Here is a 26,477-nt window from a genome sequence, read left to right as displayed (position 1 = left end):
GTGAATCGACGCTCACGCCGCGGCCGGCAGCTTCTGCAGCAGGGCGAGCAGGCTCGCCACGCGCTCCTTGAGTTCGCGCCGGTCGACGATCATGTCGAGCGCGCCCTTCTCGATCAGGAATTCCGAACGCTGGAAGCCCGGCGGCAGCTTCTCGCGCACCGTCTGCTCGATCACGCGCGGGCCGGCAAAACCGATCAGCGCGCCGGGTTCGGCGATGACCACGTCACCAACGAAGGCGAACGAGGCCGAAACGCCGCCCATGGTCGGGTCGGTGAGGATCGAGATGAACGGCTGCCTGACCTGCGAAAGACGCGTCAGCGCCGCCGTCGTCTTGGCCATCTGCATCAGCGAGAAGAGCCCTTCCTGCATGCGCGCGCCACCGGAGGCGGTGACGCAAATGAAGGGAATGCGGTTCTCGACGGCAGTCTGCACGCCACGCACGAAGCGCTCGCCGAGCACCGAGCCCATCGAACCGCCCATGAAATCGAACTCGAAGGCGGCAACCACCGCCGGCAGCGAGCGGATCGTTCCCTGCATGACGACCAGCGAATCGGTTTCGCCCGAGGATTCGGTCGCGTCGCGCAGGCGCTCCGGATAGCGGCGGCTGTCCTTGAAGCGCAGCGGATCGACCGGCAGCACTTCGGCGCCGATCTCGAAGCGCCCTTCGGCGTCGAGCAGCAGATCGACGCGTTCACGGGCACCGAGGCGGTTGTGGTGCGCGCACTTCGGGCAGACGTTGGCGTTGTTCGCCAGATCGGTGGCGTAGAGCACCGCTTCGCACGACGGGCACTTGCTCCACAGACCTTCGGGCAGCGCCGAGCGCCGCGCAACACCGGGCTCGGCGCGCTTGATTTTCGGTGGCAGCAGCTTTTTCAACCAGCTCATGATTTTCCTCCGGCGGCATCAATGCCGCGACGCAGTTCAGCGACCAGTACGCGCACGCGGGCGCACACCTGATCGGGTTCGGATTGTTCGATTTCTTCGATGATGCGGCTGCCGACGACGACCGCATCGGCGATACCAGCGATGGCGGCGGCGGTTGCCGCGTCGCGGATGCCGAAACCGACGCCGACCGGCACGCCGGTGCGCGCGCGAATCTCGGGGATGCGCGCCGCGACGGCGGCAACATCGAGCACCGCCGAGCCAGTGACGCCCTTCAGCGACACATAATAGACGTAGCCGCGCGCGTAAAGGCCGACATCGGCAATGCGTTGCTCGCTTGAGGTCGGCGCCAGCAGGAAGATCGGATCAAGCGCGTGTCGGCGCATGGCGTCGACGTAGGCGGAACTCTCTTCCGGCGGGTAGTCGACGAGGAGCACGCCGTCGACGCCAGCGTCGTAGGCGCAGGCGGCGAAAGCCTCGATACCCATCGCCTCGACCGGATTGGCGTACCCCATCAGCACGACCGGCGTTTCGCGATTGTCGGCACGGAAATTCGCCACATATTCGAGCACCTGGCGAAGGCTGACGCCCTTGGCCAGCGCCCGCTCGGAAGCGCGCTGGATGGTCGGGCCGTCGGCCATCGGATCGGAGAAGGGAACGCCGAGTTCGATGATGTCGGCGCCCGCCTCGACCAGCGTGTGCATCAGCGTGACGGTCAGTGCCGGATCGGGGTCGCCGGCGGTAATGAAGGGAATCAGCGCCTTGCGGCCCTGCGCCTGCAAACGTTCAAAGGTTGCCTGTATTTTCGACATGACGGCGCCAGTGGAGATCAGAAGCGGATGCCGGATTTTTCGGCGACGGTATGCATGTCCTTGTCGCCGCGTCCGGACAGATTGACGAGCAGGACTTGGTCAGCCGGCAAGGTCGACGCCAGACGCGTCGCATAGGCGATGGCGTGGCTCGACTCGAGCGCCGGGATGATGCCTTCGAGCAGGCACAGTTCGTGGAAAGCAGCGAGCGCCTCGCTGTCGGTGACGGTGACATACTCTGCGCGACCGCAATCCTTGAGCCAGGCATGCTCGGGACCAACGCCCGGGTAGTCGAGACCGGCCGAGATCGAATGCGTTTCGATGATCTGGCCGTTGTCGTCCTGCAGCAGGTAGGTACGGTTGCCGTGCAGCACGCCGGGACGCCCGGCGGTGAGCGAGGCCGCGTGCCGGCCCGTGTCGACGCCATCGCCGGCCGCCTCGACACCGATCAGCCGCACGCCGGCATACGGGATGTACGGATGGAAGATGCCCATGGCGTTGGAGCCGCCGCCGACGCAGGCGATCACCGCGTCGGGCTGGCGACCGATCTGTTCGGGCATCTGCTCGATCGATTCCTGACCGATGATCGACTGGAAGTCGCGCACCATCATCGGGTAGGGGTGGGGGCCGGCGACAGTGCCGATGATGTAAAAGGTGTCGGAAACGTTGGTCACCCAGTCGCGCATCGCTTCGTTGAGCGCGTCCTTGAGCGTCTTCGAGCCGCTTTCGACCGGGCGCACTTCGGCGCCGAGCAGCTTCATGCGATAGACGTTGGCCGCCTGCCGGCGCATGTCCTCGGAACCCATGTATACGACGCAGTCCATGCCGTAGCGCGCGGCGACGGTGGCCGTGGCAACGCCGTGCTGGCCGGCGCCGGTTTCGGCGATGACACGCTTCTTGCCCATGCGCCGCGCCAGCATCGCCTGGCCGATACAGTTGTTCACCTTGTGCGCGCCGGTGTGGTTGAGGTCCTCGCGCTTGAGATAGATCTGCGCGCCACCGCAGCGTTCGGAAAGGCGACGGGCGTGGTAGATCGGGCTCGGGCGGCCGACGTAATGCTTCAGTTCGTAGGCAAATTCGGCGGCGAAGGCCGGATCGGCGGCGGCCGCGGCGTAGGCGTTCTTCAGTTCGTCAAGCGCGCCGATCAGGGTTTCGGCGACAAAGACGCCGCCGTAGGGGCCGAAGTGGCCACGGGCGTCGGGCAGGTCGTAAGCGGTGCTGGTCATGCGGTTTCTCCTGGAGCGTGGGCAGTCAAAAATCCGGAAACGGGTGCGGCGGCGATACCGAGATCGCCACGACCCGGTTCTCAGGTGTGCTTTGCTGCAAAACGCCGCCAGCACCTGCGTGTCCGGCCGCCGGAAAACCTGCGCATGAAACCCCTTTCATCTCCCTGCCCGACGCTGCCGCCGGCAGAGAAATAAATCAACATATTCAAATACTTATAAATCTACCGCGCGCGCAGCCGCGACGAAAGCGCGCACCTTGGCGGCGTCCTTGATGCCTTTCGCCGCCTCGACGCCCGACGACACATCGACCGCGGCCGGCTGCAGCCGGCGAATGGCCTCGCCGACGTTATCGACGTCGAGTCCGCCCGACAGCACCAGCGTACGCGACAGCGCCGCGGGCACCAGCGACCAGTCGAAGACCGCACCGCCGCCGCCATAGCCATCGACGAAGGCGTCGAGCAGGAGCGCTTGCGCCGACGGAAAAGCGGCCGCGTATTGTAGCAAATCCAGTCCCGGCCTCACGCGCGCCGCCTTGATGAAGGGCCGCCCGAACTGCCGGCAGAAAGCGTCGTCCTCGTCACCATGAAACTGCAGCAAGTGGATCGGCGCACTCGCCAGCGCTTGGCGCACCGTGTCGGCGTCGGCATTGACGAAGAGACCGACGACGCTGACGAAGGGCGGCAGCGAACGCGCCAGTTCGGCCGCGCGTGCCGGCGTGACGTAGCGCGGGCTCGGCGGATAGAAGACGAAACCGACCGCGTCGGCGCCGGCGTCGGCGACCACTTCGACGTCTTCGCTGCGCGTCAGCCCGCAGATCTTGATGCGTGTATGCATGAACTCAAGCCCCGATGAAGTCCGGCAGTTCCGGCAGCGCTACCTCATTGTTCGGCAGCCCCCATACCGGATCGTAATCGACGCCGACCAGATAGAGGCCGGCGGCGGCGAAAGTCGGCGCCGCCAGCCGCCGGTCACAGACCCTGAGCAGTTCGCCGATCCACTCCGGCGGCCTGCGGCCGAGGCCGACATAGACCAGGCTGCCGACCATGTTGCGCACCATGTGATGCAGAAAAGCGCCGGCGGCAAAGTCGAAGACGATGAAATCGCCGCAGCGGCGCACCTCGGCCTGGCGCACCAGCTTGACCGGCGAACGCGCCTGGCATTCGGCAGCGCGAAAGCTCGAGAAATCGTGTTCGCCGAGCAGTTGCGCGGCGCCGGCCTGCATCGCCGCCAGATCGAGCGGCGCGTAGTGCCAGCCGGCACGGCCGTGCCAGATCGCCGGCCGCTGCGGCCGGTTGAGCAACAGATAGCGGTAACGGCGGCCATGCGCGCTGAAGCGCGCATGAAAATCGTCGGCGGTCGGCTGCGCCCAGCGCACGACGACGCTCGCCGGCAGAAAGGTGTTGGTGCCGCGCCACCAGGCGGTCAGTGAACGGCTGACCGGCGCGTCGAAATGCACCACCTGCCCGGTCGCGTGCACGCCGGCGTCGGTCCGCCCGGCGCAGACAACCTCGATCGGCACACCGGCCAGCTTGCCGAGCGCCGTCTGCAACTCGTCCTGCACGCTGCCGCCGCCGGGCTGCTTCTGCCAGCCGCAGAAGGAACTCCCGTCGTATTCGATCCCCAGTGCAATACGCATCGCCGGCCCTAGACGAGAATGATCGCGGCAAATGCCGCGACACCGGCGAGCAGCAGCACGCGGTCGAGCGGCGCCAGCGGCGCGTCGTCGAGTTCGACGCTCTCGCTCACCGGCACGGCCGGCGCAGCAAGCAACGTGCGCCAGTCACGCGGGCGCGGCAGCGCCTCGGCGTAGCGCAGGACCAGCATCAGGCGGATGACGCCACGATCGGCGTCGATGCCGGCACGGCGCAAAGGCTGCAGCAGGCGGCGTGCGCCGCTGAGCAGGCTGCCGAGCGGCATCGTTTCGAGAAAGGCGGCAACGGCGACAAGCACCAGCAGCAAACGTCCGACCTGCGTCGCCGCCTCTTCCAGGCCTTCGCGCGTCGGCGCAGCGAAGCCCTGCCACAGCGGATCGCCAGCGACGCCCCAGGCGAAGACGATCAGCAACGACAGCAGCAGCCAGCGCGTGCGCCGGATCAGCCGTGCCGCCCGCGCGAGGATCGCGCGGCCGAGCAGCGCCGTCGCCGCCAGCGCGACGAACAATGGCAGGCCGGCGAGCCGCTGGATGGCAAGCAGCACCAGCAACCAGCCGGCAAGACGTACCGCAGGATGCAGAACGGGAAGAGTCAAGGAGTCAGCCAGCAAAAAGGAAAGGCCGCGACTCCTTGCAGAGTCGCGGCCCGCATTTTACCTGCAGCCGTCGCGCCGGCACACCGCCTTGCCGGGATGGCTTAACCGGCGATGCGCGCGAGAATCGTCGTCGCCGTTTCGCGCTGCTCGGCGTTACCCTCGCCGAGCACCTCCTGCAGCAGTTCACGCGCGCCTTCAAGATCGCCCATTTCCTCGTAGGCCTTGGCCAGATCGAGTTTGGTCGCTGCTTCTTCACTGGCGGGTTCGTCGCTGCCAGGCGGCACCTCGCTCGACAAGTCGATTTCCGGCGCCAGATCGAGATCGGGCGCTTCGCTGGCAAACTGCGGATTGACCACCGTTTCGACCTGCGAACTGAGGAAATCGGCATTGACGAGAGTATCGACCTCGAAGCGATCGATCGCGGGTTCGCTTGGTGCCGGCGTTGCCGCCGGTTCAGCGGCAAGTTCAAGCGGCGGCTCGTCAAGGTCAAGACTGATCGACGACATGTCGAAGCTCGGCGAAGCCATCGGCTGGCCGAGAACCGTCGACTCGGTGAGATGCACATCGAACTCCAGCGCGCTCTCGTCAGGCTCGATCGGTTTGCTTTCCTTGGCCTCTACCACCGCCTTCGACGCCGCGGCCGGCGCTGTTTCGGCGGGCGCCGGCGCCGTTGCGCCAGTTTCCGAGGCCAGGCCGAAATCGAAATCCAGTGCCTGATCAAGCGCGGCAGTTTCCGCTGTGGTCGTTTCCGGCACCGGCTCGGACAACTCGAAATCGATTTCGAGCGCGTCCTCGACGGATGCGGCCGGCGCTTGCGCGACCAGCGTCTCGTTGGTGCTCAGCGGTGCCGCCAGATCGAAATCGAGCGCGCCGATCTCGAGCTCTTCTTCTGCCGCCGTCGGCGCAGGCTCGGCCAGCGGCGCAGCGCTGAGGGCGGTATCGCCGAGACCCAGATCGAAATCGAGGCTCATTGCGTCTTCGCTCGGCTTGGCAGCGGTATCCGTCGCGAAGTCCGAAGAGAAGTCGAGTGCCGGCTCGGCGAAAGGCTCACTGGCGGCAGACGCTGCGACGACCTGCGTTGCCTCGTCGTTACCAGCCGCCGGCGCATCGTCCAGCCTGAGCGCCGGCACGGCGATCAGCGGTTCGAGCAAGGGAGCGGCGTTTGCCGCACTCGCTTCGGTCGCCATCTGCGCCAGCCGGCCGGGCATCATCACCGTATCCTTGACGCGCTGTGCTGGCACCACCGGTGCGGCAGCACCTGCCGCAGCCTGGGCAGCGTTGCCGAACAGCGGATTCTGCGGATCAAGGCGGGCGCCCATTGCCGCCGCTTTCTCCCAATCGGCACCAAGCCCGGCGGTCTCACCATAGAGTTCGGTCGCCAGAGTCTCGAACTGCTTGACGTTCTTCCGGTTGGCGTAAATCTCGAGCAGCTTCAGATGGATCGCATGACGCTTTGGATCCTTCTGCTTGGCTTCGAGCAGGATCTCCTCGGCCTGGGCATCGCGTCCATAAGCCATGTAAACATCGGCTTCAGCGACCGGGTCGACTTCATCGGTATCGATGCTGCCGGGACCGGCCTGACTGAAATCGGTCTGTGCCGGCGTATTCGAGGTATCGACGCTCTGTCCGCCCGTCGCGCGGAACACCGAATTGGCGGTAAGCCCGCCGCTCTGCTGCGACAGCGTCACCGGCGCCGCAGCCGCCGGCGCTGCCTCCTCGGCCGCCGCTCTCTGGCGCCGCTTGTAAAGCAGGTAGAGGCCAAGCAGAACGGCGATGCCGCCGCCACCGGTCGTTGCCATCGGATTGCCGAGCAACTCGCTGAAGAAGGACTCTTCCTCGGGCTCTTCCTCGAGCGGCGGAATCACCGGCTTCGGGCGCGGCTTCGGCGCTTCGGCCGCTTGCGCCGGCTCGGCAGGTTTTTCCTCGACCTTCAGTTCAGGCTTGGCATCGCCAGCTGGGGTGGCCGACTCCGGCTTGGGCACATCGAGCGGCTTGTCGGCTGCGGCAAGCGGCGCGGGCTCTGCTTTCGTTTCAGGTTTCGCTTCGGGCTTCACCACCGGCTTCGCTTCCGCCTCCGGCTTCTTCGCCTCAACCGGCGCTGCTGCAGGCGCCGCGGACTTTGCCGCCGCCTGCTTCTGCAGGTCGGCGAGGCTCTGATTCTTTAGCTCGACCAGCTTCTGCAGGTCGTTAACGTTCTTCTCCAGCGAGGCGACGCGCTCGTTGGCTTCCTTGAGCGCCCGTTCACGGGCAATGATTTCTTCTTCCGCTGCGGCCGAGCGACCGCCGCTCGCTTCGGCTTTCGATACCTTCACCCGATCCTTCGGCGCCGCGGGAGCTGCCTTGTCTTCGACCTTCGCCGTGATGCGGCCACCGGTTTCCTGCCGGCCGGAATCGTCCTTCGCCGTCGATTGCGCGGCGAGGCCGGCGAGCTTGCGCCGGTAGGCATTCCAGTCGGCCGACTGGGCGACGACGATCTTCTTGGCTTCGGCGTCGGGTAGCGCGGCAACACCTTCGGCATCGGGCAGGTTGAGGATGCGACCTGCGCGCATGCGGTTCATGTTGCCGTCAAAAGCATCGGGATTGCTGCGGAACAGGCCGACCAGCATCTGCTCGAGCGAGACGCCTTCCGGCTTGGTTTCGCTGGCAATACGGCGCAGCGTTTCGCCTTGCTTGATCTCGCGGGTATCGCCCGTGGCGGCGGGAGCCGGTGTTTCGGCACGAACTGCTGGCGCAGGCGCGGGCTTCTTCGCCGCCGGCGCCGGTTTTTCGAGAGCAGGCGCGGACGCCGCCGCGACCTTTGGCGAACGCCTGGCAGCCGGCGTCGCCGCAAGCGTGCTCTCGGCAGGACGCGTCACCGCCGGCACGACTGGCGCCGGCGTCGCCGCCGCAGCGAGTTCCGGCGGATCAAGCAGGAAGGTGTATTCGCGCACCAGTCGGCCAGCCGGCCAGTTGAGCTCAAGCAGCAGGTCGATGAACGGATCGTTGACCGGACGTTCGGTGGACAGCTTGATCACCTGCTGGCCGTTGGGCCGCTTGTCGATGACGAACTTGATGCCGAGCAGCGTCGTCGCGTAGTCGAGCCCCGCCTGCTTGAAGGCGTCCTGTGGCGCAAGTTGCGCCTTCATCCCCGAGAGTTCCTCGCGCGTGGCCGACAGTTCGACTTCGGCGCGCAAGGGTTGGCCGAGGGCGGAAAAGACATTGACCTTGCCGAGGCCGGCTGCATGCGCCATGTAGGAAGGCGCCGCGAATCCGAGACAGGTCGCCAGCACCAGTGTCGAGGCGCGTAATTTAAGCGTGCTGAGTGCAGGTTTTGATGGTTGGGCCACGGCGCCACCCCAAAGGTCCATTTGGAATATTCAAAATAACATCATGAAGTTAGGCTTGCAAGCTAAACTTGCTTCTGATGTTGCGACGATGCGACGAAAAAAACCGGGGCATGCCCCGGTTTTTTTCGTCGCGGAGTTACGCGCGGCGCGTTCAGGCGTCGAGCAGGATGCGCAGCATGCGCCGCAACGGTTCGGCAGCACCCCACAGCAGCTGGTCGCCGACGGTGAAAGCGCCGAGATACTCCGGGCCCATCGCCAGCTTGTGCAGGCGGCCGACCGGAACACCCAGCGTGCCGGTGACGGCGGTCGGCGTCAGCTCGCGCTCGCTGATCTCGCGCTCGTTGGGGACAACCTTGACCCACGGGTTGGCGGCGGCGATCAGGCTTTCGACATCGGCCAGCGGCACGTCCTTCTTCAGCTTGATGGTCAGGCCCTGCGAGTGGCAGCGCATGGCGCCGATGCGCACGCACAGGCCGTCGATCGGGATCGAACCGGCGCTGCGGAATGGCGGCCGGCCGAGGATCTTGTTGCACTCGGCGCCGCCCTTCCATTCTTCCTTCGACTGGCCGTCGGCGACGGGAACGTCGATCCACGGAATCAGGCTACCGGCAAGCGGCGTATTGCGGAAGTTCTTCGTCGGGAAGTCGGCCGAACGCATCGTTGCCGCGACCTTGCGGTCGATGTCGAGGATCGCCGACGCCGGATCGGCCAGTTCGGCCTTCACCGCGTCGTGCAGCGCACCCATCTGAGCCAGCAGTTCGCGCATGTTCTGCGCGCCGGCGCCCGACGCCGCCTGATAGGTCATTGCCGACACCCATTCGACGAGGTCGGCACGGAACAGGCCGCCGAGGCCCATCAGCATCAGCGAGACGGTGCAGTTGCCGCCGATCCAGTTGTTCACACCGCGCGCCTGCGCCGCCTTGATGACGTCGAGGTTGACCGGGTCGAGGACGATCACCGCATCGTCGGCCATGCGCAGCGTCGATGCCGCGTCGATCCAGTGACCCTTCCAGCCGGCTGCGCGCAGCTTCGGAAACACCTCCTTGGTGTAGTCGCCGCCCTGGCAGGTGATGATGATCTCCATCGCCTTCAGCGTATCGATCGACGCCGCGTCGTGCAGGACGCCACCGACCTTGCCGCCAAAGGCGGGCGCCGCGCTGCCGGCGGCCGAGGTCGAGAAATAGAAGGGCTCGACGTGGGCGAAGTCGCCCTCCTCGGCCATGCGCTGCATCAACACCGAGCCGACCATGCCGCGCCAGCCGACCAGACCCAACTTTGTCATTGCCATCTTCGTGTCACTTTCTTCGCATCGCCACGGCGGCTCCTGCGCATTTGGGCGCGCGGGCCGCCGATTCGTTCATTCGGAGGGAGAGTCGGGCTGGCGCCCGACCCTGTCTACGTGTAACGCAGGAAAGCGGTTTTCGCCTACAGCGCGGCGAGGACGGCGTCGCCCATGCCGCGCGTGCCGACCAGCGTCGTTCCCGGTTCGTAGATGTCGCCGGTGCGATAGCCCTGCGCCAGCACCGTCTTCACCGCGTTCTCGATGCGCTGCGCGGCATCTTCCTGCGCAAAGGTGTAGCGCAGCATCATCGCCGCCGAGAGGATCGTCGCCAGCGGGTTGGCCTTGTCCTGGCCGGCGATATCGGGCGCCGAGCCGTGCGAGGGTTCGTAGAGTCCCTTGTTGTTGGCGTCGAGCGAGGCCGAGGGCAGCATGCCGATCGAACCGGTGAGCATCGAGGCTTCGTCGGAGAGGATGTCGCCGAACATGTTGCCGGTGACCATCACGTCGAACTGCTTCGGGTTGCGCACCAGCTGCATCGCCGCGTTATCGACGAGCATGTGCGAGAGTTGAACGTCCGGGTAGTCGCGCGCCATGTCGCTGACGATGTCGCGCCACAACTGCGTGCATTCGAGCACGTTCATCTTGTCGACCGAACAAAGGCGGCCGTTGCGCTTCTGCGCCGCCTCGTAGGCGACCTTGGCGATACGGCGGATTTCCGACTCGCTGTAGATCATCGTGTTGTAGCCGACGCGCTCATTGCCGTTGCCCGTATCGCGCAGCTCGATGCCGCGCGGCTGGCCGAAGTAGATGTCGCCGGTCAGTTCGCGCACGATCAGGATATCGAGCCCGGCGACGACCTCGGGCTTCAGCGTCGAGGCATTGGCGAGCTCGGGGTAGAGGATCGCCGGACGCAGGTTGGCAAAGAGGCCCAGCGTCTTGCGGATGCCCAGGAGGCCGCGCTCCGGACGCTGCTCGCGCGGCAGCGTATCCCACTGCGGGCCACCGACGGCGCCGAGCAGCACCGCGTCGGACTCCAGCGCCAGACGGCGCGTTGCTTCCGGGAAGGGATCGCCGGTGGCGTCGACGGCACAGCCGCCGAGCAGCGCTTCCTCGAAGCTGAAATCGAGGTCGAGCGCGCGCAGCACGCGCAGCGCCTGCGCCATGATTTCGGGACCGATGCCGTCGCCGGGCAATACGCAAATCTTCATTTCATTCCTCGATGTGGGCGCCGCTGGCGCATGGGTACGAACCGGCCCTGCGGCCAGTCCGGCCGCCGGACGTGCCGGCGGCGATCAGAAAACGCCGGCGCCCACGGGCGCCGGCCTGCCGTGCCGAGGCACGGCGACGGAATTACGCGTCAGCCGCAGAACAGCCAGGGCTGTTCGCGCCGCCGACGTTCCTCAAACTCGCGGATGATGTCGGCGTGGCGCAGGGTCAGGCCGATGTCGTCCCAGCCGTTGAGCAGACGCTCCTTGCGGTAAGCGTCGATGGCGAACGGCAGCGAGATGCCATCAGGCCGCTCGATCAGCTGCCGTTCGAGATCGATCAGCAGCCGGTAGCCGGGCGTAGCGCTGACGGCAGCGAACAGCGCGTCGATCTCGGCGGCCGGCAGCGTGATCGGCAGGATGCCGTTCTTGAAGCAGTTGTTGAAGAAGATGTCGGCAAAGCTCTCGGCGACGACGGCGCGGAAACCGAAGTCGAGCAGCGCCCACGGCGCATGCTCACGCGAGCTGCCGCAGCCGAAGTTCTTGCGTGCGAGCAGGATCTGCGCGCCCTGGAAGCGCGGCTGGTTGAGCACGAAATCCGGATTGCGCGGACGGTGCGTACTCTCCTGACCGGGCTGACCGACGTCGAGGTAACGCCACTCGTCAAACAGGTTGGGGCCGAATCCCGAGCGCTTGATCGACTTGAGGAACTGCTTCGGGATGATCGCGTCGGTATCGACGTTGGCGCGGTCGAGCGGCGCCACCAGCCCGTTGAGGCGAACGAAAGCTTCCATCAGCGGGCTACCTTTTCGATCGCCTGTCCGCCGCGTTCGATGTCCTTGCCCAGGCCCTGGACGGTGTTGCACGCCGACGCGGCGATCGCCAGCGCAACGAGGATGAATGCAGTAATGCGGCTCATATGTGCCTCCTTTCGGATTTCAGACGATTTCACGGACATCGGCAAAGCGGCCGGCGATCGCCGCCGCCGCCGCCATTTGCGGACTGACCAGATGCGTGCGCCCACCGGCGCCCTGGCGACCTTCGAAATTGCGGTTCGAGGTCGACGCGCAACGCTCGCCCGGCTCCAGCCGGTCGGCGTTCATCGCCAGACACATCGAACAGCCGGGTTCGCGCCACTCGAAACCGGCGGCGACGAAGACCTTGTCGAGCCCCTCGGCCTCGGCCTGGCGCTTGACCAGACCGGAACCGGGCACGGCCAGCGCCAGCTTGACGTTGGCAGCGATGTGGCGGCCCTTGAGCACGCAGGCCGCGGCGCGCAGATCCTCGATGCGCGAGTTGGTGCACGAGCCGATGAACACCTTGTCGATGGCGATGCTCTCGACCGACTGGTTCGGCGCGAGGCCCATGTAGGCGAGCGCGCGCTCGGCGCCCTCGCGCTTGACCGGATCGGCGAAGGACGCCGGATCGGGAACGCGGCCCTTCACCGACACGACCATCTCCGGCGAGGTGCCCCAGGTGACGAGCGGGTCGATCGCTTCGGCGCGCAGCTCGACCACCTGATCGAAACGCGCCCCCTCGTCACTCGTGAGCTGCCGCCAGCTGGCGACGGCGCGCTCCCAGTCATCACCTTTCGGCGCGAACGGGCGGCCCTTCAGGTAATCGATGGTGGTCTGGTCGACGGCGACGAAGCCCATGCGCGCGCCGGCCTCGATCGCCATATTACAAAGGGTCATGCGGCCTTCGATCGACAGCGCGCGAATGGCGCTACCGGCGAACTCGATCGCGTAGCCGGTGCCACCGGCAGTACCGATGCTGCCGATCACCGCCAGCGCGATGTCCTTGGCCGAGACGCCGCGGCGCAGCTGGCCCTCGACGCGCACCAGCATGGTCTTCGACTTCTTCTGCACCAGACATTGCGTCGCCAGCACGTGCTCGACTTCCGAGGTGCCGATGCCGTGCGCCATGCAGGCGAAAGCGCCGTGCGTGCTGGTGTGCGAGTCGCCGCAGACGACGGTCATTCCCGGCAGCGTCGCGCCATTTTCCGGACCGACGACGTGCACGATTCCCTGGCGCGCGTCCTTGAACGGGTAATAGGCGAGCGCGCCGAACTCGTTGATGTTGGCGTCGAGCGTCTCGACCTGCAGACGCGACACCGGGTCCTCGATCCCGCGCTCCCAGTGGTTGGTCGGCGTGTTGTGGTCGGCGGTGGCGACGACCGACGAAATCCGCCAGGGCTGGCGCTTGGCCAGCTTGAGGCCTTCGAAGGCCTGCGGGCTGGTCACTTCGTGGATCAGGTGACGGTCGATGTAGATCAGCGCGGACCCGTCGTCCTGCTCGAGTACCACATGGCTCTGCCAGAGCTTGTCGTAGAGGGTTTGCGGCGAATTTTGCGACATGGAATCAGCCCGGAACGCGTAACTGAAAATGCTGGACGGAGTTTCCGGCAGCGGCGAGAAAAGCTGCCGAAGGCCGGAGCGAAAGCGGCCGATTATGTCACAGCGCCAATGCTGCTGTCAGCCGCCCGACGACAGGCGAATCGCCCGTCGCCACTGGCGCCGCCGCGCTGCAACATGAAGCGGCGCGCTGCAAAGAACGTTCGCTAGCTTTCTGCGGGCGGCAGCGGCGACGGCACAGCTGCGGCGACTTCTTTCGCGCCGGCGGCGCTGGAATCCTCTTCCCGGGTTTCACGCACGCCGACCCAGACGAGCGCAAAACCGGCGAGCGCAAACAGCGAGCCAAGGCTGAAAGTGATGCCGGCGCCGAGCGCGTCCCAGGTCCAGCCGCTGAGCAGACCGCCGAGCAGGCCGCCGGCGCCGAAGGAAAGGCTCGAATAGAGGGCCTGTCCGCGCCCCTGCGCGCGGCCGGGGAACCAGCGGTTGATCGCGGCGATCGCCGCCGCGTGATGCGCACCGAAGGTCAGCGCGTGCAGCAGCTGCGCGACGAAAATGATGGCGAAACTGTCGACGCCCCAGCCGATCATCACGAAGCGAAGCGCCGCTGCCGCGAAGCAGACGAGCAGGATGGAGCGCAGGCTGAAGCGGCGCAGCAGCGGCGCCATCACCATGAACACGCCGATCTCGGCGAGTACTCCGAGCGACCACAGACCGCCGACCAGCGAAGTCGAGTAGCCGTTGCCGGCGAGATGGATCGAGTAAAAGACGTAATACGCGCCGTGCGCCGCCGACATCGCGAAACACGCGGCAAGCAGGGCGCGCACGCGCGTCTGCCTGAGGATGGCGGCGAGCGGCGGCGCCGGCTGGCTGGCCGTGCCGTGCGACTTCGCTTCGGGGACGAGCAGCGCGCAGGCCATGATGCCGAGCAGCGTCGCCAGCAGCATCCACAGCAGGTTGCCGATCGGCCAGCTTTCGAGTAACGCACCGACGCCGACAACGGCAACGATGAAGCCGATCGACCCCCACACGCGGATACGGCTGTAGCGCGCCGGATCGTCGCGCAGGTGGTCGAAGGTCTGCGTCTCGACCAGCGGCAGCGCCGCGCTCCAGAAGAACGCAAGCATCGCCATCGCCGCCAGCAGCCCGCCGAGGCTGGTGGTGAAGAAGAAGGCGACAAAGGAAACCAGGCTGATCGCCGCCGCCAGGCGGATGATCGGCGTGCGCCGCGGCTGCCGGTCGGCGAGCGCGCCCCAAAGATAGGGCGCGAACATGCGCATCAGCTGCATCTGCGACATCACCAGACCGATGTCCCAGGCCGAGAACGACAGCGACTTCAGGTAAAGGCCGAAATACGGCGAGAAGGCGCCGATGAAGGCGAAGTGGAAGAAGTAGTAGCTGGACAGTCGCCAGTAGGGCAGCGCGGACAAAGTGACGACAGCGGGTGTGAGCCGTGCGGATCAGGCCGCCGACGACGGCAGGCGCGGCGTTGCGCAGACGACATCGCCGCACTGCGCGCGCTGGCGCAGCGCGTGGTCGATCAGCACCAGCGCCAGCATCGCTTCGGCGATCGGCGTTGCGCGCAGGCCGACGCAAGGGTCGTGGCGGCCGTGCGTCGCCACCGTCGACGCCTCGCCGGCGAGATTCACCGACTGCCGTTCGAGGCGGATGCTCGACGTCGGCTTCAGCGCGATGCGCGCGACGATGTCCTGCCCGGTCGAGATGCCGCCGACGATGCCGCCGGCGTTATTGGAGAGGAAGCCGGCCGGACTCATCTCGTCGCCGTGCTCGCTGCCCTTCTGCGCCACCGACGCAAATCCAGCGCCGATTTCGACGCCCTTGACCGCGTTGATTCCCATCAGCGCGTGCGCGATGTCGGCGTCGAGGCGGTCGAACACCGGCTCGCCCCAGCCCGGCGGCAGGCCGCTGGCAGTGACCGTTATCAGCGCGCCGACCGAATCGCCCGACTTGCGCAGCGAATCCATGTACGCCTCGAGTTCGGGAACGATCGCCGCGTTCGGCGCGAAGAAGGGGTTGTCGTCGATCACCGCCGCGTCGACGAAAGGAATGCTGATTGGCCCGAGCTGGCTCATCCAGCCGCGGATGACGACGCCGTAGCGCTCCTTCAGCCATTTGCGCGCGATCGCGCCAGCGGCCACGCGCGTCGCCGTCTCGCGTGCCGACGAACGGCCGCCGCCGCGATAGTCGCGGAAACCGTACTTCTGCGTGTAGGCGTAGTCGGCGTGCCCGGGGCGGAAGGTCTCGGAGATGTTGCCGTAGTCGCGGCTGCGCTGGTCTTCGTTGCGGATCAGCAGACCGATCGGCGTGCCGGTGGTGCGCCCCTCGAAAACGCCGGAGAGGATCTCGACCGTGTCGGACTCGCGTCGCTGCGTGACGTGACGCGAACCGCCGGGTTTGCGCCGGTCGAGTTCGACCTGGATGTCCGCCGCCGCAAGCTCCAGCCCCGGCGGACAACCGTCGACGACGCAACCGATCGCCGGACCGTGCGACTCGCCGAAAGAGCTGACCGAATAGAGGAGACCGAAACTGTTGCCTGACATGGCGATTCCACGGGCGTTGGGAAGAAGGGAAAGTGTACCATGGCCGATCATGACGACCGGCAAACGCAAAAGCCCACCTGCCGCGCCAACGCCTGCCATCGGGCGTGCCGGCAAACGACCATCGGCAGCAGACGCAGCGTCGACGCCTGTTCCGGCCTCGGCGGCGCCGGCGCGCTGGGCGCGCCGCGTTCGCTTCGGTTGGGACAAGGGCGGCGCCCGCGGCGGCAGGCGCTGAGCGGCAAGGCTGAACCCCCTGCCGCCGGCAGCTAGCAGGACTCCCACGGGCTGGCGAGCAATGCCGAGAGCATTGTGGCGCCGCTCTCACGACACGGACGTAAAAACGCCCCGACGATCATGCAATCGACGGGGCGCGGACTTGCCTGGCTGCGCAGATGCGTCGTGAATCAGGCGGCAGGAACATCGTCGCGCAGCGCGCGACGCAGGATCTTGCCGACATTGCTCTTCGGCAGTTCGTCGCGGAACTCGACGAAATGCGGCACCTTGTAACCGGTGAGACTCTCGCGGCAGTGGGCAATCAGCTCCTGCGCGGTCAGCGCCGGATCCTTCTTCACCACGAAGATTTTCACCGCTTCGCCCGAGCGCTCGTCGGGAATGCCGAGCGCCGCTACCTCGAGCACGCCCGGATGCAGGGCGACGACGTCCTCGACCTCGTTCGGATAGACGTTGAAACCGGAGACAAGAATCATGTCCTTCTTGCGGTCGACGATGCGCACGAAGCCGCGGTCGTCCATCACCGCGATGTCGCCGGTACGCAGGAAACCGTCTTCCATGAACACGCGCGCGGTTTCCTCGGGGCGCTGGTAATAGCCCTTCATCACCTGCGGGCCGCGCACACACAGTTCGCCGGGTTTGCCGAGCGGCAGATCGTGACCGTCGTCGTCGCGGATCACCACCTCTGTCGACGAAATCGGCAGGCCGATGGTGCCGTTGAAATCGGGGAGATTGAGCGGATTGATCGTCGCCGCCGGCGAGGTTTCGGTCAGGCCGTAGGCTTCGAGCAGCGGCTTGCCCGTCACCTTCTTCCAGCGATCAGCAACGGCCTTCTGCACCGACATGCCACCGCCCAGCGTCACTTTCAGGTTGCTGAAGTCGAGCGCGGTGAACGCCGCGTTGTTGAGCAGCGCGTTGAACAGGGTATTGACGCCGATCAGCACGGAGAAGGGGTACTTCGCCATTTCGCCGACGAAACCCGGAATGTCGCGCGGGTTGGTGATCAGCAGATTGGTCGCACCGATCTTGATGAAGGTGAAGCAGTTCGCCGTCAGCGCGAAGATGTGATACAGCGGCAGCGCCGTCACCACCAGCTCCTGCCCCTCGCGCACCGCCGGTTTGATCCACGCGTGCGCCTGCGTCAGGTTGGCGAGGATGTTGCCGTGCGTCAGCATGGCGCCCTTGGACACGCCGGTGGTGCCGCCGGTGTATTGCAGGAAGGCGATGTCGTCGTGCCCGATCTCCACCGGCTGCAGCTTCGCCGCAGCGCCGCGTGCCAGCGCCGCGTTGAAGTTGGTGACTTGCGGCAGATGCCAGGCCGGTACCATCTTCTTCACGTATTTGACGACGAAGTTGACCAACGCCCCCTTCGGGAAGCCGAACAGGTCGCCCATGCGCGCCATCACCACATGCCGGACAGCGGTGCCGGCGATCGAATGCTGCAGCGTCTGCGCGAAATTCTCGAGGATGACGATCGCTTCGGCGCCCGAATCCTTGAGCTGGTGTTCAAGCTCGCGCGGCGTGTACAGCGGATTGCAGTTCACCACGACGTAACCGGCACGCAGCGCGCCGATCATCGCCACCGGGTACTGCAGCACGTTCGGCATCATGATCGCGATGCGCGCGCCACGCGGCAGTTTGAGTACCGACTGCAGATAGGCGCCGAACTGCCGCGACAGTTCGTCAAGCTGTCCGTAAGTCAGCGTCGCGCCCATATTGATATAGGCAATGCGCTCGCGATAATGCTTCACGCTGTTGTCGACCAGCGCACCAAGCGACTTGAATTCGTGGACGTCAACCTCGGCGGGAACGCCTTCCGGGTAGCTCTTCAACCACACTTTTTCCATCTGTCTCCTCCTGATACGGTTTTTTATTTATTGGTAAGGGTCAGCGGCAGTGCCGCTTCCGATCCTGTTTTCAGTGGCCGAAGCCTGACAAAAACGCCGCCGCCAGATCGGTCAAGCTTCGTCTTTTTCGCCTTCGGGCCAGTTGCGGATGTAGTTCTTGAGCAGCGTGTTCTCGAAGCTCTGCTCTTCCAGCACTGCCTTGGCGACGTCGTGGAAGGAGATGACACCGACCAGCGCGCCGTCGTCGATCACCGGCAGATAGCGCGAGCGATGGTCAACCATCAGCTGACGCAACTCGTCGAGTTCCATTTCCGGCGTCGCGACCACCGGTTCGCTGACCATCACCTCGCCGACGGTCAGTGCGGCGTTTTCCGGCTGCCCGTGCAGGGCACGCAACAGTTCGCGAAAAGTGAACATGCCGGCGAGCCGGCCATCCTTGACCACCGCCAACGAGCCGATATCGTGCTCGGCCATCGCGCCCATCGCTTCCGCCAGCGTCTGCTGCGGATCCACCGTAAACAGGCCAGGGCCCTTGACGCGCAATACTTCTCTTACCTGCATGATCGCTCCTCTCGCTCACTATCGGCCGGAATCGATGTTCCGACTCGCGGCAGGCCTTGTCCGCGCGCCTTTCCGGCGACTTCGGAACGGCAAATATTAGTCCTTTAGCGCACTTTGCGGAAGCCACGACAGCGGGGTGAAGTGCCCCCATGCCGCGACAGTGAAAAAGCGGGCGATCTCACCGGACGAGCCCACGTCAGGGCAGGCTGCGCCGACGGCGACGCCCTTCATCCGGAAGCGGCGGGTTCGTTCGCATCGACCTCGATGCATTCGCCGCTGGCGAACGCAAGCAGGCCACGCACCGGCCGTCCCGGAAACACCGCTGCGACGATCCGGCAATAGTCGGCGACCTGCTGCCGGTATTCGGGCAGCCGCGGCGTCGCCGCCGACGAACTCTTGTAGTCGAGCACCCACAGTTCGCCGGGGTCGCCGTCGGCGTCGGCAAACTCGACCAGCCGGTCGAGGCGCAGCAGGCGTCCGTCGGCCGCCCCGAGATCAAGCTCGTTCCAGGCCTGCCGATAGCAGCTCGCGTCGAAAAAGCGGCGCAAGGACGGCGAATTCAGCATGCGCCCGGCCGCCGGCTGCACCGCGCGATACTCGTCGTCGCTGAAACCGAGCGCGCGCCACCAGCCGTCTTCCGCTGGCAAACCGGTCCGCCGCTCGATCAGCGCGTGCAGCAGCACGCCGAAACGCTCACCGGCAGACGCCGCAGGACGACGCAAGCCGACGCTGCGCATAGCGACCGGCGCAGCCGTCTCTTCCGACACTTCCTGCTCTGCCGCCGCCTTGTCTCCCGCCGCAGATAAGGGCGCAGCCGTCGCCAGGCCAGGGGCAAGGCATCCGGTCAGCGGCGACCAGCCGTCCGCCAGATCACCATGCGCCAGCGCTTCGCCCTCCGCGTCCTCGCCCACCTCCGCCGCGGCAGCGTTTTCGGCCAACGCCGCCAAAGCCCGCTGCAGCCGCCGATAGGGAGTCGTCTCACTGTCCTTGCGCCCGGCGATGCCGCTGGCGATGAACACCTGCCGCGCGCGCGTGATCGCGACGTAAAGCAGGTTCAGCTCCTCACGCGCCGCCGCAGCCGCTTCCGCCGCGAACAGCGGCTCGCGCGCCGCGCCGCGCAGCTCCTTGTTGCCGCGAATGGAGAAATGCCGTGGCGCCGCTTCCTCGGGCAACCACTCGACCAGCGGCTGCCAGCCCGATTCGGGGCGCGTGCTGCCGTTGGCGTCGAGCAGCCAGACGATCGGCGCTTCCAGCCCCTTGGCGCCGTGGATGGTGAGGATGCGCACGCGCGAACCGTCGTCGGCGTCGAGCGGCGCATCGATGACGCCTTCGTCGGGCGCTTCGTCGTCGGCAACATCGACCAGCGCGCGCAGCTCGTCGATGAAGCGCGGCAGGCTCGGGTAACGCCCGCCGTCGAGGTCGAGCGCCAGCAGCAGCAGCGCGCGCAGATTGGCGTCGACGCGTTCGACCAGCGCCGCCGGCACGGCCTGGCGGTAGCGCTCGCGCAACTGGCCCTGGTGGTAGATGCGATCGAGCAGATCATGCGCCGGCAGGCGCGCCGCGGCTTCGCGCCAGTCGGCGAGCAGTTGCGCCGCGCGGACCAGCGTTGGCGGCGCTACGGGCGTCGCCGCCAACTGGCATAGGCGTGCCCACCAGCCGGCCTCGGGGCGCGCCGCCAGCGCCAGCAGTTCGTCGTCGCCGCAGGCAAAGAGCGGTGACGCCAGCGTTTGCGCCAGCGCCAGATCGTCGGCTGGATTGACCAGAAAAGTGAGCAAGGCGGCGATGTCGCGCGCCTCGAGCGTCTGCAACAGACCGCCGCGCGCGGCGCCGACGAAGGGAATGCCGGCGGCGGCAAGTTCGCGCTCGTAAATGGCGAGCTGCGTGCGCGTGCGCGCAAGCAGCAGGATGTCGCCGTAACGCGCCAGCCGGCAACGGCCGTCGCGCTCGACGATCTGCCAGCGACCGACGATGGCGCGCAAGGTTTCGGCTAGGCGAACAGCCTCGCGCTGGCGGCGTGTGTCCTGTTTTTCCGCTGCCGGCTCGCGCAGCGGATCGCGCAGACGCGTTGTCGACTCGCCCTCGCCGGCCGCCGCGGCAGGCGGCTCGCCGTTTTTCCGGGCGGCCGATGCGTCGACAGCGCCCTCATCCTCGCCGAACAGCGGCAACAGCTCGACGCGCCCCGGCAGTTCGCCGGCGGCCGACAGCTGCTGGCGGAAAGGCTGGAACAGTTCCTCGCCGGCAAACAGCGCATTGACCACGTCGACGATCGGCTGCGCATTGCGCCGGGTCGCGTCGAGCGCGCAGCGCGCAGCGGCGAAATGCGTGGCGAGAAAGTCGCCAGCGGCGGCGAACAGGCGCGGTTCGGCGCGGCGGAAGCGGTAGATCGACTGCTTCGGATCACCGACGAGAAAAACCGCCGGCCGCGCTGCGTCCGAGTAGGCGCCGAACCAGGCGAGCAGGATCTGCCACTGCAGCGGGTTGGCGTCCTGGAACTCGTCGAGCAGCACATGCGAGTAGCGGGCGTCGAGCTTTGCCTGCACGTAGGCGGCGTTGTCGTCGTCACGCAGGAGCTGCAGCACGCGCCATTCGGCGTCGGCAAAGTCGATGATGCGCCGCGTCGCCTTGAACTCTTCGACCTCGGCGAGGAAGGTATCGAGAACGAGCAGCGCGTCGCGGTTGAAAGCGTAGGCCGCGGCGTCGGCCAGCCGCGCGACGCAGGTGCCAACGCGCGCACCGAGCTCGGCGTGCAAGGTGAGGAAGCGCGCGGCGCCATCAACACCGAAACGCTCGTTCAGCGCCTTGCTTTCCTTGCGCGCACGCAAGCCACCGGCGGCAGTGAAGAAGACCTCCCGCAGTGCGGCGAGCCGCGCCGAGGCGCTGGCGGGATCAGAAACCGCATCGGCGAGCGCTTCTCGCCGGGTCTGCGCCGGCGTTTCATCGCCGGATGAGCCGGCAGACCCGATCGCCACGCCAGCGGCATCTGCCAGCGCCGCGCGCAGATTCTGCGCCAACGCCAGATCGGTCTTCAGCGAACTCTGTTCGAGGAAACCGAGATAGGCGTGAAAATCGGTCTCCCAGCCGGCGGCGAAGAATCCGGCCAGCAGCGCGGCGCGGTCGTCAGCGGGAGCAGCGTCGATGCTCGCCGCCGGCAGCCCGAAGTCGGCGCGCAAGCTGGCGAGCGCTGCCGACACGGGCGCGATGCCAGGCTCGCCGCCCTCGCCGAGCCAGATCAGCCATTCGGCACGGCGGTCGAGACCGCGGCGCAGCAGTTCGCGCGTCGCGTCCTGGCCGATCGTTTCGAGCAGCGAACGGAAAGCCAGTCCCGCCGGGCTATCCGCCGCAGTGCCGACCAGGCGTGTGGCGAAGTTCTGCCAGCATTCGTCGAACAGGCGCGCGCCGCCGGCAACCAGCGTCGTCCCCGCCAGATTGGCCGACAAGGGCGCTGCAGCAACGAGTTGCAGGAACCAGCCGTGGAAGGTATTGACCGTCAGCCCCGGCTGCGCGGCGAGCGCGCGCTCGAACAAGCCACGCGCCCGGCGCAGGATGGCGGCGTCGGCAGCGACGCCACGCTCGCGCAGGAAGGCGATCGCCGTTGCCTCGTCGGCCGTTGCCAGCAGGCGCAGCCAGTCGAAAACGCGCTCCTCGATCTCGCGCGCCGCCTTGCGCGTGAAGGTGATGGCGAGGATTTCGCCGGGCGCCACGCCGGCGAGCAGCAGACGCACGACGCGCGCGGCGAGCAGCCAGGTCTTGCCGCTGCCGGCGCAGGCTTCGACGACGACGCTGCGCGCCGGATCGAGCGCCAGCGTGTTCAGCCCAGCGACGGCTTCAGTGCTGTCAGCCATGCTCCCTCCGGCACAGTCCGGCCATTTCGCACCAGCGGCACACCGCCTCGACGCCGTGCGCCGGCAGCGGTGCACCGGCGCGCATCGCGGTAAAGGCGGTGACGAGGCGTTCGCCGTGCGCCTGCGCCGCCGCCTGCAGCGCTTCGGCATCGCCGTCGGCGGCGGCGAGTGCGGTGATGGCGTCGTCGTCGAGCGCGACGTAGGCAGCTTCGACGACGGCATCGACTGGCGTTTGCGTGCTGGCTGACGATTCGCTGGCGAAGCTCGCTGTGTCGGCAATGGCAGCGGCGCCGCACAACAAGGCATACGCAGGCAGTTGCAGGTCATCGGCGAGCGTGTCGCGGATCGTCTTTACCGACTGCGTCTTGTAGTCGAGCAGCGCGCAACCGTCGTCGCGCCGGTCAATTCGGTCGATGCGCCCGCGCAGTTCGAGCGGACTGCCGTCGGCGAGGACGAATTGCCGGCGCACCGGCGTTTCCGCCTGCCGCCAGCGCCAGCCGGCCGCCTCGCGCTGGCGCTGCCAGTCGAGATAGGCGTCGATCCGCTGCCGCCAGCGGATGCACCAGCCGAGCGCCAGCGCGTTTTCCTCGATCGCCGGAGCGAACACTTCGTCAGTGATGGCGAGCAGCGCCGCCCGTGCCGCCGCCGGATCAAGCGCCGACACCAGCGGGTGGCCGGCGTGAAAGATCTCGAGGACGCGGTGCACCAGCGCGCCGTAGTCGCGTTTGCCGACCGTTTCCAGCACTTCGTCGACCTCGCCGAGGCCGAGCACATGGCGCGCGAAAAAGCGGTAAGGACAGGCGACGAGGCTGGCGTAGGCGCTGACGGTGATGCGTTGCGGCAGCAGCGCGGCCGGCGCGACCGGCGCCACGACTGCCGCGCGCCGCGGCCTCGCAACAGTGTCCGGCTCGCTGCGCGCCACCGCCGGCGTGCCCCAAGGCAGCGGAGCGCGCCGCAAATCGTCATTCCAGGCGAGCGCATGCAGCGCCGAGAGCAGGTCGAATTCGGGCGCCAGCAGATTGGCCTCGCCGTCGATTTCCGACTGCCAGACGACGACAACGCGCGGCACGCTGGCCAGCAGCAGTTCGAGATCGCGGCGCATTTCACGCTGAGCCTCATCGTGCGTGCGCAAGCCCAGCTCGCGCCGCACCGCCGCGTTGAAGAAACTGCCGCCCTCGCCCGGAGACAGTTGGCGGGCGTCGCCGCCGAGAACGATTGCCGCGTCGAAACGGCGCAGGGCGACGGCGTTGAGCGGCGTCAGCACGATCGGGCTGCTGATCGAGGCGTCGCGGAAGGAGCCGGCCTCGAACTCGCGGTTGAGCCAGTCGCGGAAACTGGCGAAGGCAAAGCTGGCGGCGTTGGCGGCAAGTTCGTCGCGCCGCGTTTCGAGCAGGGTGAACAGCGCCTGACCGGCCGGATCGGCAGTCAGCGCCGCACGCGCGCCGAGCGCATCGAAGGCCTTCTGCAGACGCTCGAGCCAGCGCGCCAGCGGCGCCGGCCGGTCGGCGAGCAGCGTTGCCGCGGCATCGACGCGATCGAGCAACTGCTGCGCCAGCGCCGTCGCCGCGGCATTGCCGTCGCCAGCGTGTTCGCGCAGGGCGCGGCGGATGCGTGGCAGGCCATTGCGTGCCGACGCGGCGCGCAGTGCCGCTTCGAGCGTGAACACCGCCGCCTCCTTGACCTTGCCGGTCGCCGCCGGCGCTGCGCCCTCGTCCGCTGGCGCGAGGTCGGCAAAGACGAAGGGCGACTTGAGCAGATCGAGCAGATCGCGGTGATAGGCGTTGCCGGCGACGGTTTCGAGCAGCGCGTCGACGCAGGCGGCGGCGCGCGAGGTCGACAGCTTCCAGCCGGTTTCGTCGGCGACCAGCACGTTCTCGCGTTCGAGCAGCGCGCGCACGCGTCGTGCCGTCAGACGGTCCTGGCTGATCAGTGCGATGCGGCGGCAACCCGCGTCGATCCAGTTGAGCACCTGCGCCACGGCCGCTTCGGCCTCGGTTTCGCGGCCCGTTGCCGCGACCAGTTGCAGACGGCCGGCGAGCGGGCTGCTGACGAGTGTCGATTGCAGCTGGGCTGCGCGCTCGGCCAGCGGCGCCGCGTCAGTCGGCGCATCTGCCGCCGCATCCACAGACATTTCCGGCCAGGCCGCCGCCAGCACCGACTGCAGCGCCGTCGCGCCCGCGGCGCGCGGTGCCGGGTGATAGACGGCAAGCGGCTGCCGTTCGCCCCAGCGCAGCAGGAATTCGCTTTCCGCCGCATCGAGCGCTTCTTCCGGCGCCGCGTCGAGCAGCACCAGCAATGGCCGAGCCGCCTGCGCCGCCAGCCGGGCCAGGCGCAGACGCCGCTGACTGGCCAGATCGGGACGCCCGACGGCGGCCAGCGCGCGCCAGAGTTCAACGACCAGCCGCGCCTCGAAAGCCAGCGGTTCCGACACGCGCAGCGCGTAGGCTTCAGCCAGCTGTGCGGCGAGCGCCTTGTCATCGTCAGGCAGGACGACCGCAGCGGCGGTCAGTTCGTCGAAGAGCGCCGCCAGTTCGCCGGCGATGGCCCAGCGCGCGCCGTCATCGAACCAGCCGCGCTGGCGCAAGGCCTCGTGCAGCAGCGCCAGCCGTTCGCTGTCGGGCAGCGCCGCCGGCAAGCCGGCAAGCGGCTCGCTCTGCTCCCAGCGGCTGAGCACGTCGAAACGCGGCAGCATGACCGGCCGGGCAATGACGCGGATGAAGGATTGGCGCAGCTCGGCGGCAATCGGCAATGACGGTGCCAGCACCAGCCAGGCCGAGAGATCGCTTTGCTCGCCGGCAGCCGCGTCGATGCGCGCCAGCATCTCGGCGGCCACCGCGTCGAGAAAGCCGTCGCCGGGAGGCAGGGCGGTCGACGCCGGGAATCTGCCCCGCGCGGCAATTCCCGCCTGCGCCAAGCTCATGCCTGCCCCCGCGGACGGAGGGAGGCAATCCGGGTCAGCGTTCGAGCAGCTTCAGCTTGTCCGGCTTGCCGTTCCATTCCTCGGCGTCGGCCGGCGCCGCCTGCGTCGCGGTGATCGTCGGCCACTGTTTGGCGAGTTCGGCGTTGAGCGCGATAAAGGAGTGTTGCGCCGGCGGCACATCGTCCTCGGCCAGGATCGCTTCGGCCGGACATTCGGCGACGCAGAGCGTGCAGTCGATGCATTCGTCGGGGTCAATCACCAGGAAATTGGGGCCTTCACGAAAGCAGTCGACGGGGCAGACATCGACGCAGTCGGTGAACTTGCACTTGATGCAGTTTTCGGTAACGACATAAGCCATGGTACTTGCGCTCCGCAGGGAAAACCGCGCGGCAACTATAGCGTATCGGCCGCGTGCGGGCTCGCTTCCCTTGGCCGATTTTTTTCGCTAGCATACCGCGCTGATTGATAAGCGATGCGCGCACGGAAGTGCGCCGTTCATCGGAAAGCTGTTCGACGTGCCAGGCCCGGAGCGGTTCCGTTCCACGCGCGGTCCGCACGCGAAATCCGCCGGCGACACAGCCACACCGGAACCATTCCAGCAGCCACCACTCTCTCCGTTCTGCGTCATCCATCGCACAGCGCCGTCTCTGCCCACGTCAAGCGGCCGTTCCCGCCCGGATTCCGGTCGCCGCGAACGTCCGGCAGCAGCGACGATGCCACAGGATCTTTTCCGAACAACTTCCCGTCACAGCAACATTCCTGATTCACCGAAAGGCCAATTCCGATGAGCGAGCACATTCTTTACGTCACCGACGACAGCTTTGCCAGCGAGGTCCTGCAGTCGACGCAGCCGGTGCTGGTCGACTACTGGGCCGACTGGTGCGGCCCCTGCAAGATGATCGCGCCGATCCTCGACGACATTTCGACCGAATACGCCGGCCGCCTCAAGGTCGCCAAGCTGAACATCGACGACAACCAGAAGACGCCGGCCAATTACGGCATTCGCGGCATCCCGACGCTGATGCTGTTCAAGAACGGCAACGTCGAGGCAACCAAGGTCGGCGCGCTGTCGAAATCGCAGTTGACGGCGTTTATTGACAGCAATCTTTGAAGCCGCTACCCTCCGGCATCCGTTTCGAACCGCGCGGCCCCCGCTAACAAGCCAATAAGAGGCTGCCGCGCGAGTT

The 26,477-nt window shown here is 67.0% G+C and carries 20 protein-coding genes; 1 reads left to right on the top strand and 19 read right to left on the bottom strand.

The window, feature by feature from the left end; genetic code table 11:
* Positions 1-12: 12 nt before the first annotated feature.
* The 19 genes from accD to fdxA all read right to left on the bottom strand — a co-directional run bounded on the left by accD (position 13) and on the right by fdxA (position 25,648).
* Complete coding sequence (gene accD / locus GGD90_RS12430) at positions 13-885, bottom strand: acetyl-CoA carboxylase, carboxyltransferase subunit beta (protein ID WP_153117269.1); 873 nt, start codon at positions 883-885, stop codon at positions 13-15.
* Positions 882-1,694 (bottom strand): tryptophan synthase subunit alpha, encoded by an 813-nt coding sequence (gene trpA, locus GGD90_RS12425; RefSeq protein ID WP_153117270.1) that lies wholly within the window; start codon positions 1,692-1,694, stop codon positions 882-884. The genes accD and trpA overlap by 4 nt, the downstream gene beginning before the upstream one ends.
* Positions 1,695-1,711: 17 nt before the next feature.
* Entirely contained in the window at positions 1,712-2,917 is a 1,206-nt protein-coding gene (trpB, locus tag GGD90_RS12420) for a tryptophan synthase subunit beta (RefSeq protein ID WP_153117271.1), read from the bottom strand.
* A 213-nt stretch (positions 2,918-3,130) separates the two neighbouring features.
* Entirely contained in the window at positions 3,131-3,751 is a 621-nt protein-coding gene (locus GGD90_RS12415) for a phosphoribosylanthranilate isomerase (RefSeq protein ID WP_153117272.1), read from the bottom strand.
* Positions 3,752-3,755: 4 nt separating this feature from the next.
* Positions 3,756-4,553, bottom strand: a complete 798-nt coding sequence (gene truA / locus GGD90_RS12410) for a tRNA pseudouridine(38-40) synthase TruA (protein ID WP_153117273.1) — start codon at positions 4,551-4,553, stop codon at positions 3,756-3,758.
* An 8-nt stretch (positions 4,554-4,561) separates the two neighbouring features.
* Entirely contained in the window at positions 4,562-5,164 is a 603-nt protein-coding gene (locus GGD90_RS12405; protein ID WP_184415159.1) for a CbiQ family ECF transporter T component, read from the bottom strand.
* A gap of 101 nt (positions 5,165-5,265) precedes the next feature.
* Positions 5,266-8,394 carry a FimV/HubP family polar landmark protein gene (locus tag GGD90_RS12400; RefSeq protein ID WP_184415158.1) on the bottom strand — a complete coding sequence of 1,043 codons (3,129 nt, stop codon included), beginning with the start codon at positions 8,392-8,394 and terminating at the stop codon, positions 5,266-5,268.
* A 247-nt stretch (positions 8,395-8,641) separates the two neighbouring features.
* Positions 8,642-9,772 carry an aspartate-semialdehyde dehydrogenase gene (asd, locus tag GGD90_RS12395; protein ID WP_153117276.1) on the bottom strand — a complete coding sequence of 377 codons (1,131 nt, stop codon included), beginning with the start codon at positions 9,770-9,772 and terminating at the stop codon, positions 8,642-8,644.
* Positions 9,773-9,915: 143 nt separating this feature from the next.
* A complete protein-coding gene (gene leuB / locus GGD90_RS12390) occupies positions 9,916-10,980 on the bottom strand; it encodes a 3-isopropylmalate dehydrogenase (protein ID WP_153117277.1) in 1,065 nt (354 codons plus the stop codon).
* A 149-nt stretch (positions 10,981-11,129) separates the two neighbouring features.
* On the bottom strand, positions 11,130-11,771 hold the full coding sequence (gene leuD / locus GGD90_RS12385; protein ID WP_153117278.1) for a 3-isopropylmalate dehydratase small subunit: 642 nt from the start codon (positions 11,769-11,771) through the stop codon (positions 11,130-11,132).
* Positions 11,771-11,896, bottom strand: a complete 126-nt coding sequence (locus tag GGD90_RS12380; protein ID WP_153117279.1) for an entericidin A/B family lipoprotein — start codon at positions 11,894-11,896, stop codon at positions 11,771-11,773. The genes leuD and GGD90_RS12380 overlap by 1 nt, the downstream gene beginning before the upstream one ends.
* A 19-nt stretch (positions 11,897-11,915) precedes the next feature.
* A complete protein-coding gene (gene leuC, locus GGD90_RS12375) occupies positions 11,916-13,334 on the bottom strand; it encodes a 3-isopropylmalate dehydratase large subunit (protein WP_153117280.1) in 1,419 nt (472 codons plus the stop codon).
* A 203-nt stretch (positions 13,335-13,537) separates the two neighbouring features.
* A complete protein-coding gene (locus GGD90_RS12370) occupies positions 13,538-14,758 on the bottom strand; it encodes an MFS transporter (protein WP_153117281.1) in 1,221 nt (406 codons plus the stop codon).
* Positions 14,759-14,788: 30 nt separating this feature from the next.
* On the bottom strand, positions 14,789-15,889 hold the full coding sequence (gene aroC / locus GGD90_RS12365) for a chorismate synthase (RefSeq protein WP_153117282.1): 1,101 nt from the start codon (positions 15,887-15,889) through the stop codon (positions 14,789-14,791).
* A gap of 404 nt (positions 15,890-16,293) precedes the next feature.
* Positions 16,294-17,967, bottom strand: coding sequence for a long-chain-fatty-acid--CoA ligase FadD (gene fadD, locus GGD90_RS12360; protein WP_153117283.1), 1,674 nt, complete (start codon positions 17,965-17,967; stop codon positions 16,294-16,296).
* Between the two features lie 111 nt (positions 17,968-18,078).
* On the bottom strand, positions 18,079-18,528 hold the full coding sequence (locus GGD90_RS12355; protein ID WP_153117284.1) for a CBS domain-containing protein: 450 nt from the start codon (positions 18,526-18,528) through the stop codon (positions 18,079-18,081).
* Between the two features lie 227 nt (positions 18,529-18,755).
* Complete coding sequence (locus GGD90_RS12350; protein ID WP_153117285.1) at positions 18,756-22,370, bottom strand: UvrD-helicase domain-containing protein; 3,615 nt, start codon at positions 22,368-22,370, stop codon at positions 18,756-18,758.
* A complete protein-coding gene (locus GGD90_RS12345; protein ID WP_153117286.1) occupies positions 22,363-25,290 on the bottom strand; it encodes a PD-(D/E)XK nuclease family protein in 2,928 nt (975 codons plus the stop codon). The genes GGD90_RS12350 and GGD90_RS12345 overlap by 8 nt, the downstream gene beginning before the upstream one ends.
* Positions 25,291-25,324: 34 nt before the next feature.
* A complete protein-coding gene (gene fdxA, locus GGD90_RS12340; protein WP_153117287.1) occupies positions 25,325-25,648 on the bottom strand; it encodes a ferredoxin FdxA in 324 nt (107 codons plus the stop codon).
* 426 nt (positions 25,649-26,074) lie between these two features.
* Between fdxA and trxA the strand changes: the two genes are divergently transcribed.
* The gene (gene trxA, locus GGD90_RS12335) at positions 26,075-26,401 is read left to right on the top strand and encodes a thioredoxin TrxA (protein ID WP_153117288.1); all 327 of its coding nucleotides are present in this window, start codon (positions 26,075-26,077) and stop codon (positions 26,399-26,401) included.
* Positions 26,402-26,477 lie beyond the last annotated feature (76 nt).

The sequence above is a fragment of the Rhodocyclus tenuis genome (genome assembly GCF_014197755.1).
Taxonomy (GTDB): Bacteria; Pseudomonadota; Gammaproteobacteria; order Burkholderiales; family Rhodocyclaceae; genus Rhodocyclus; species Rhodocyclus tenuis.
The sequence above is the reverse complement of the archived record's forward strand: the minus strand, read 5'-3'. Positions and strand labels throughout refer to the sequence as shown.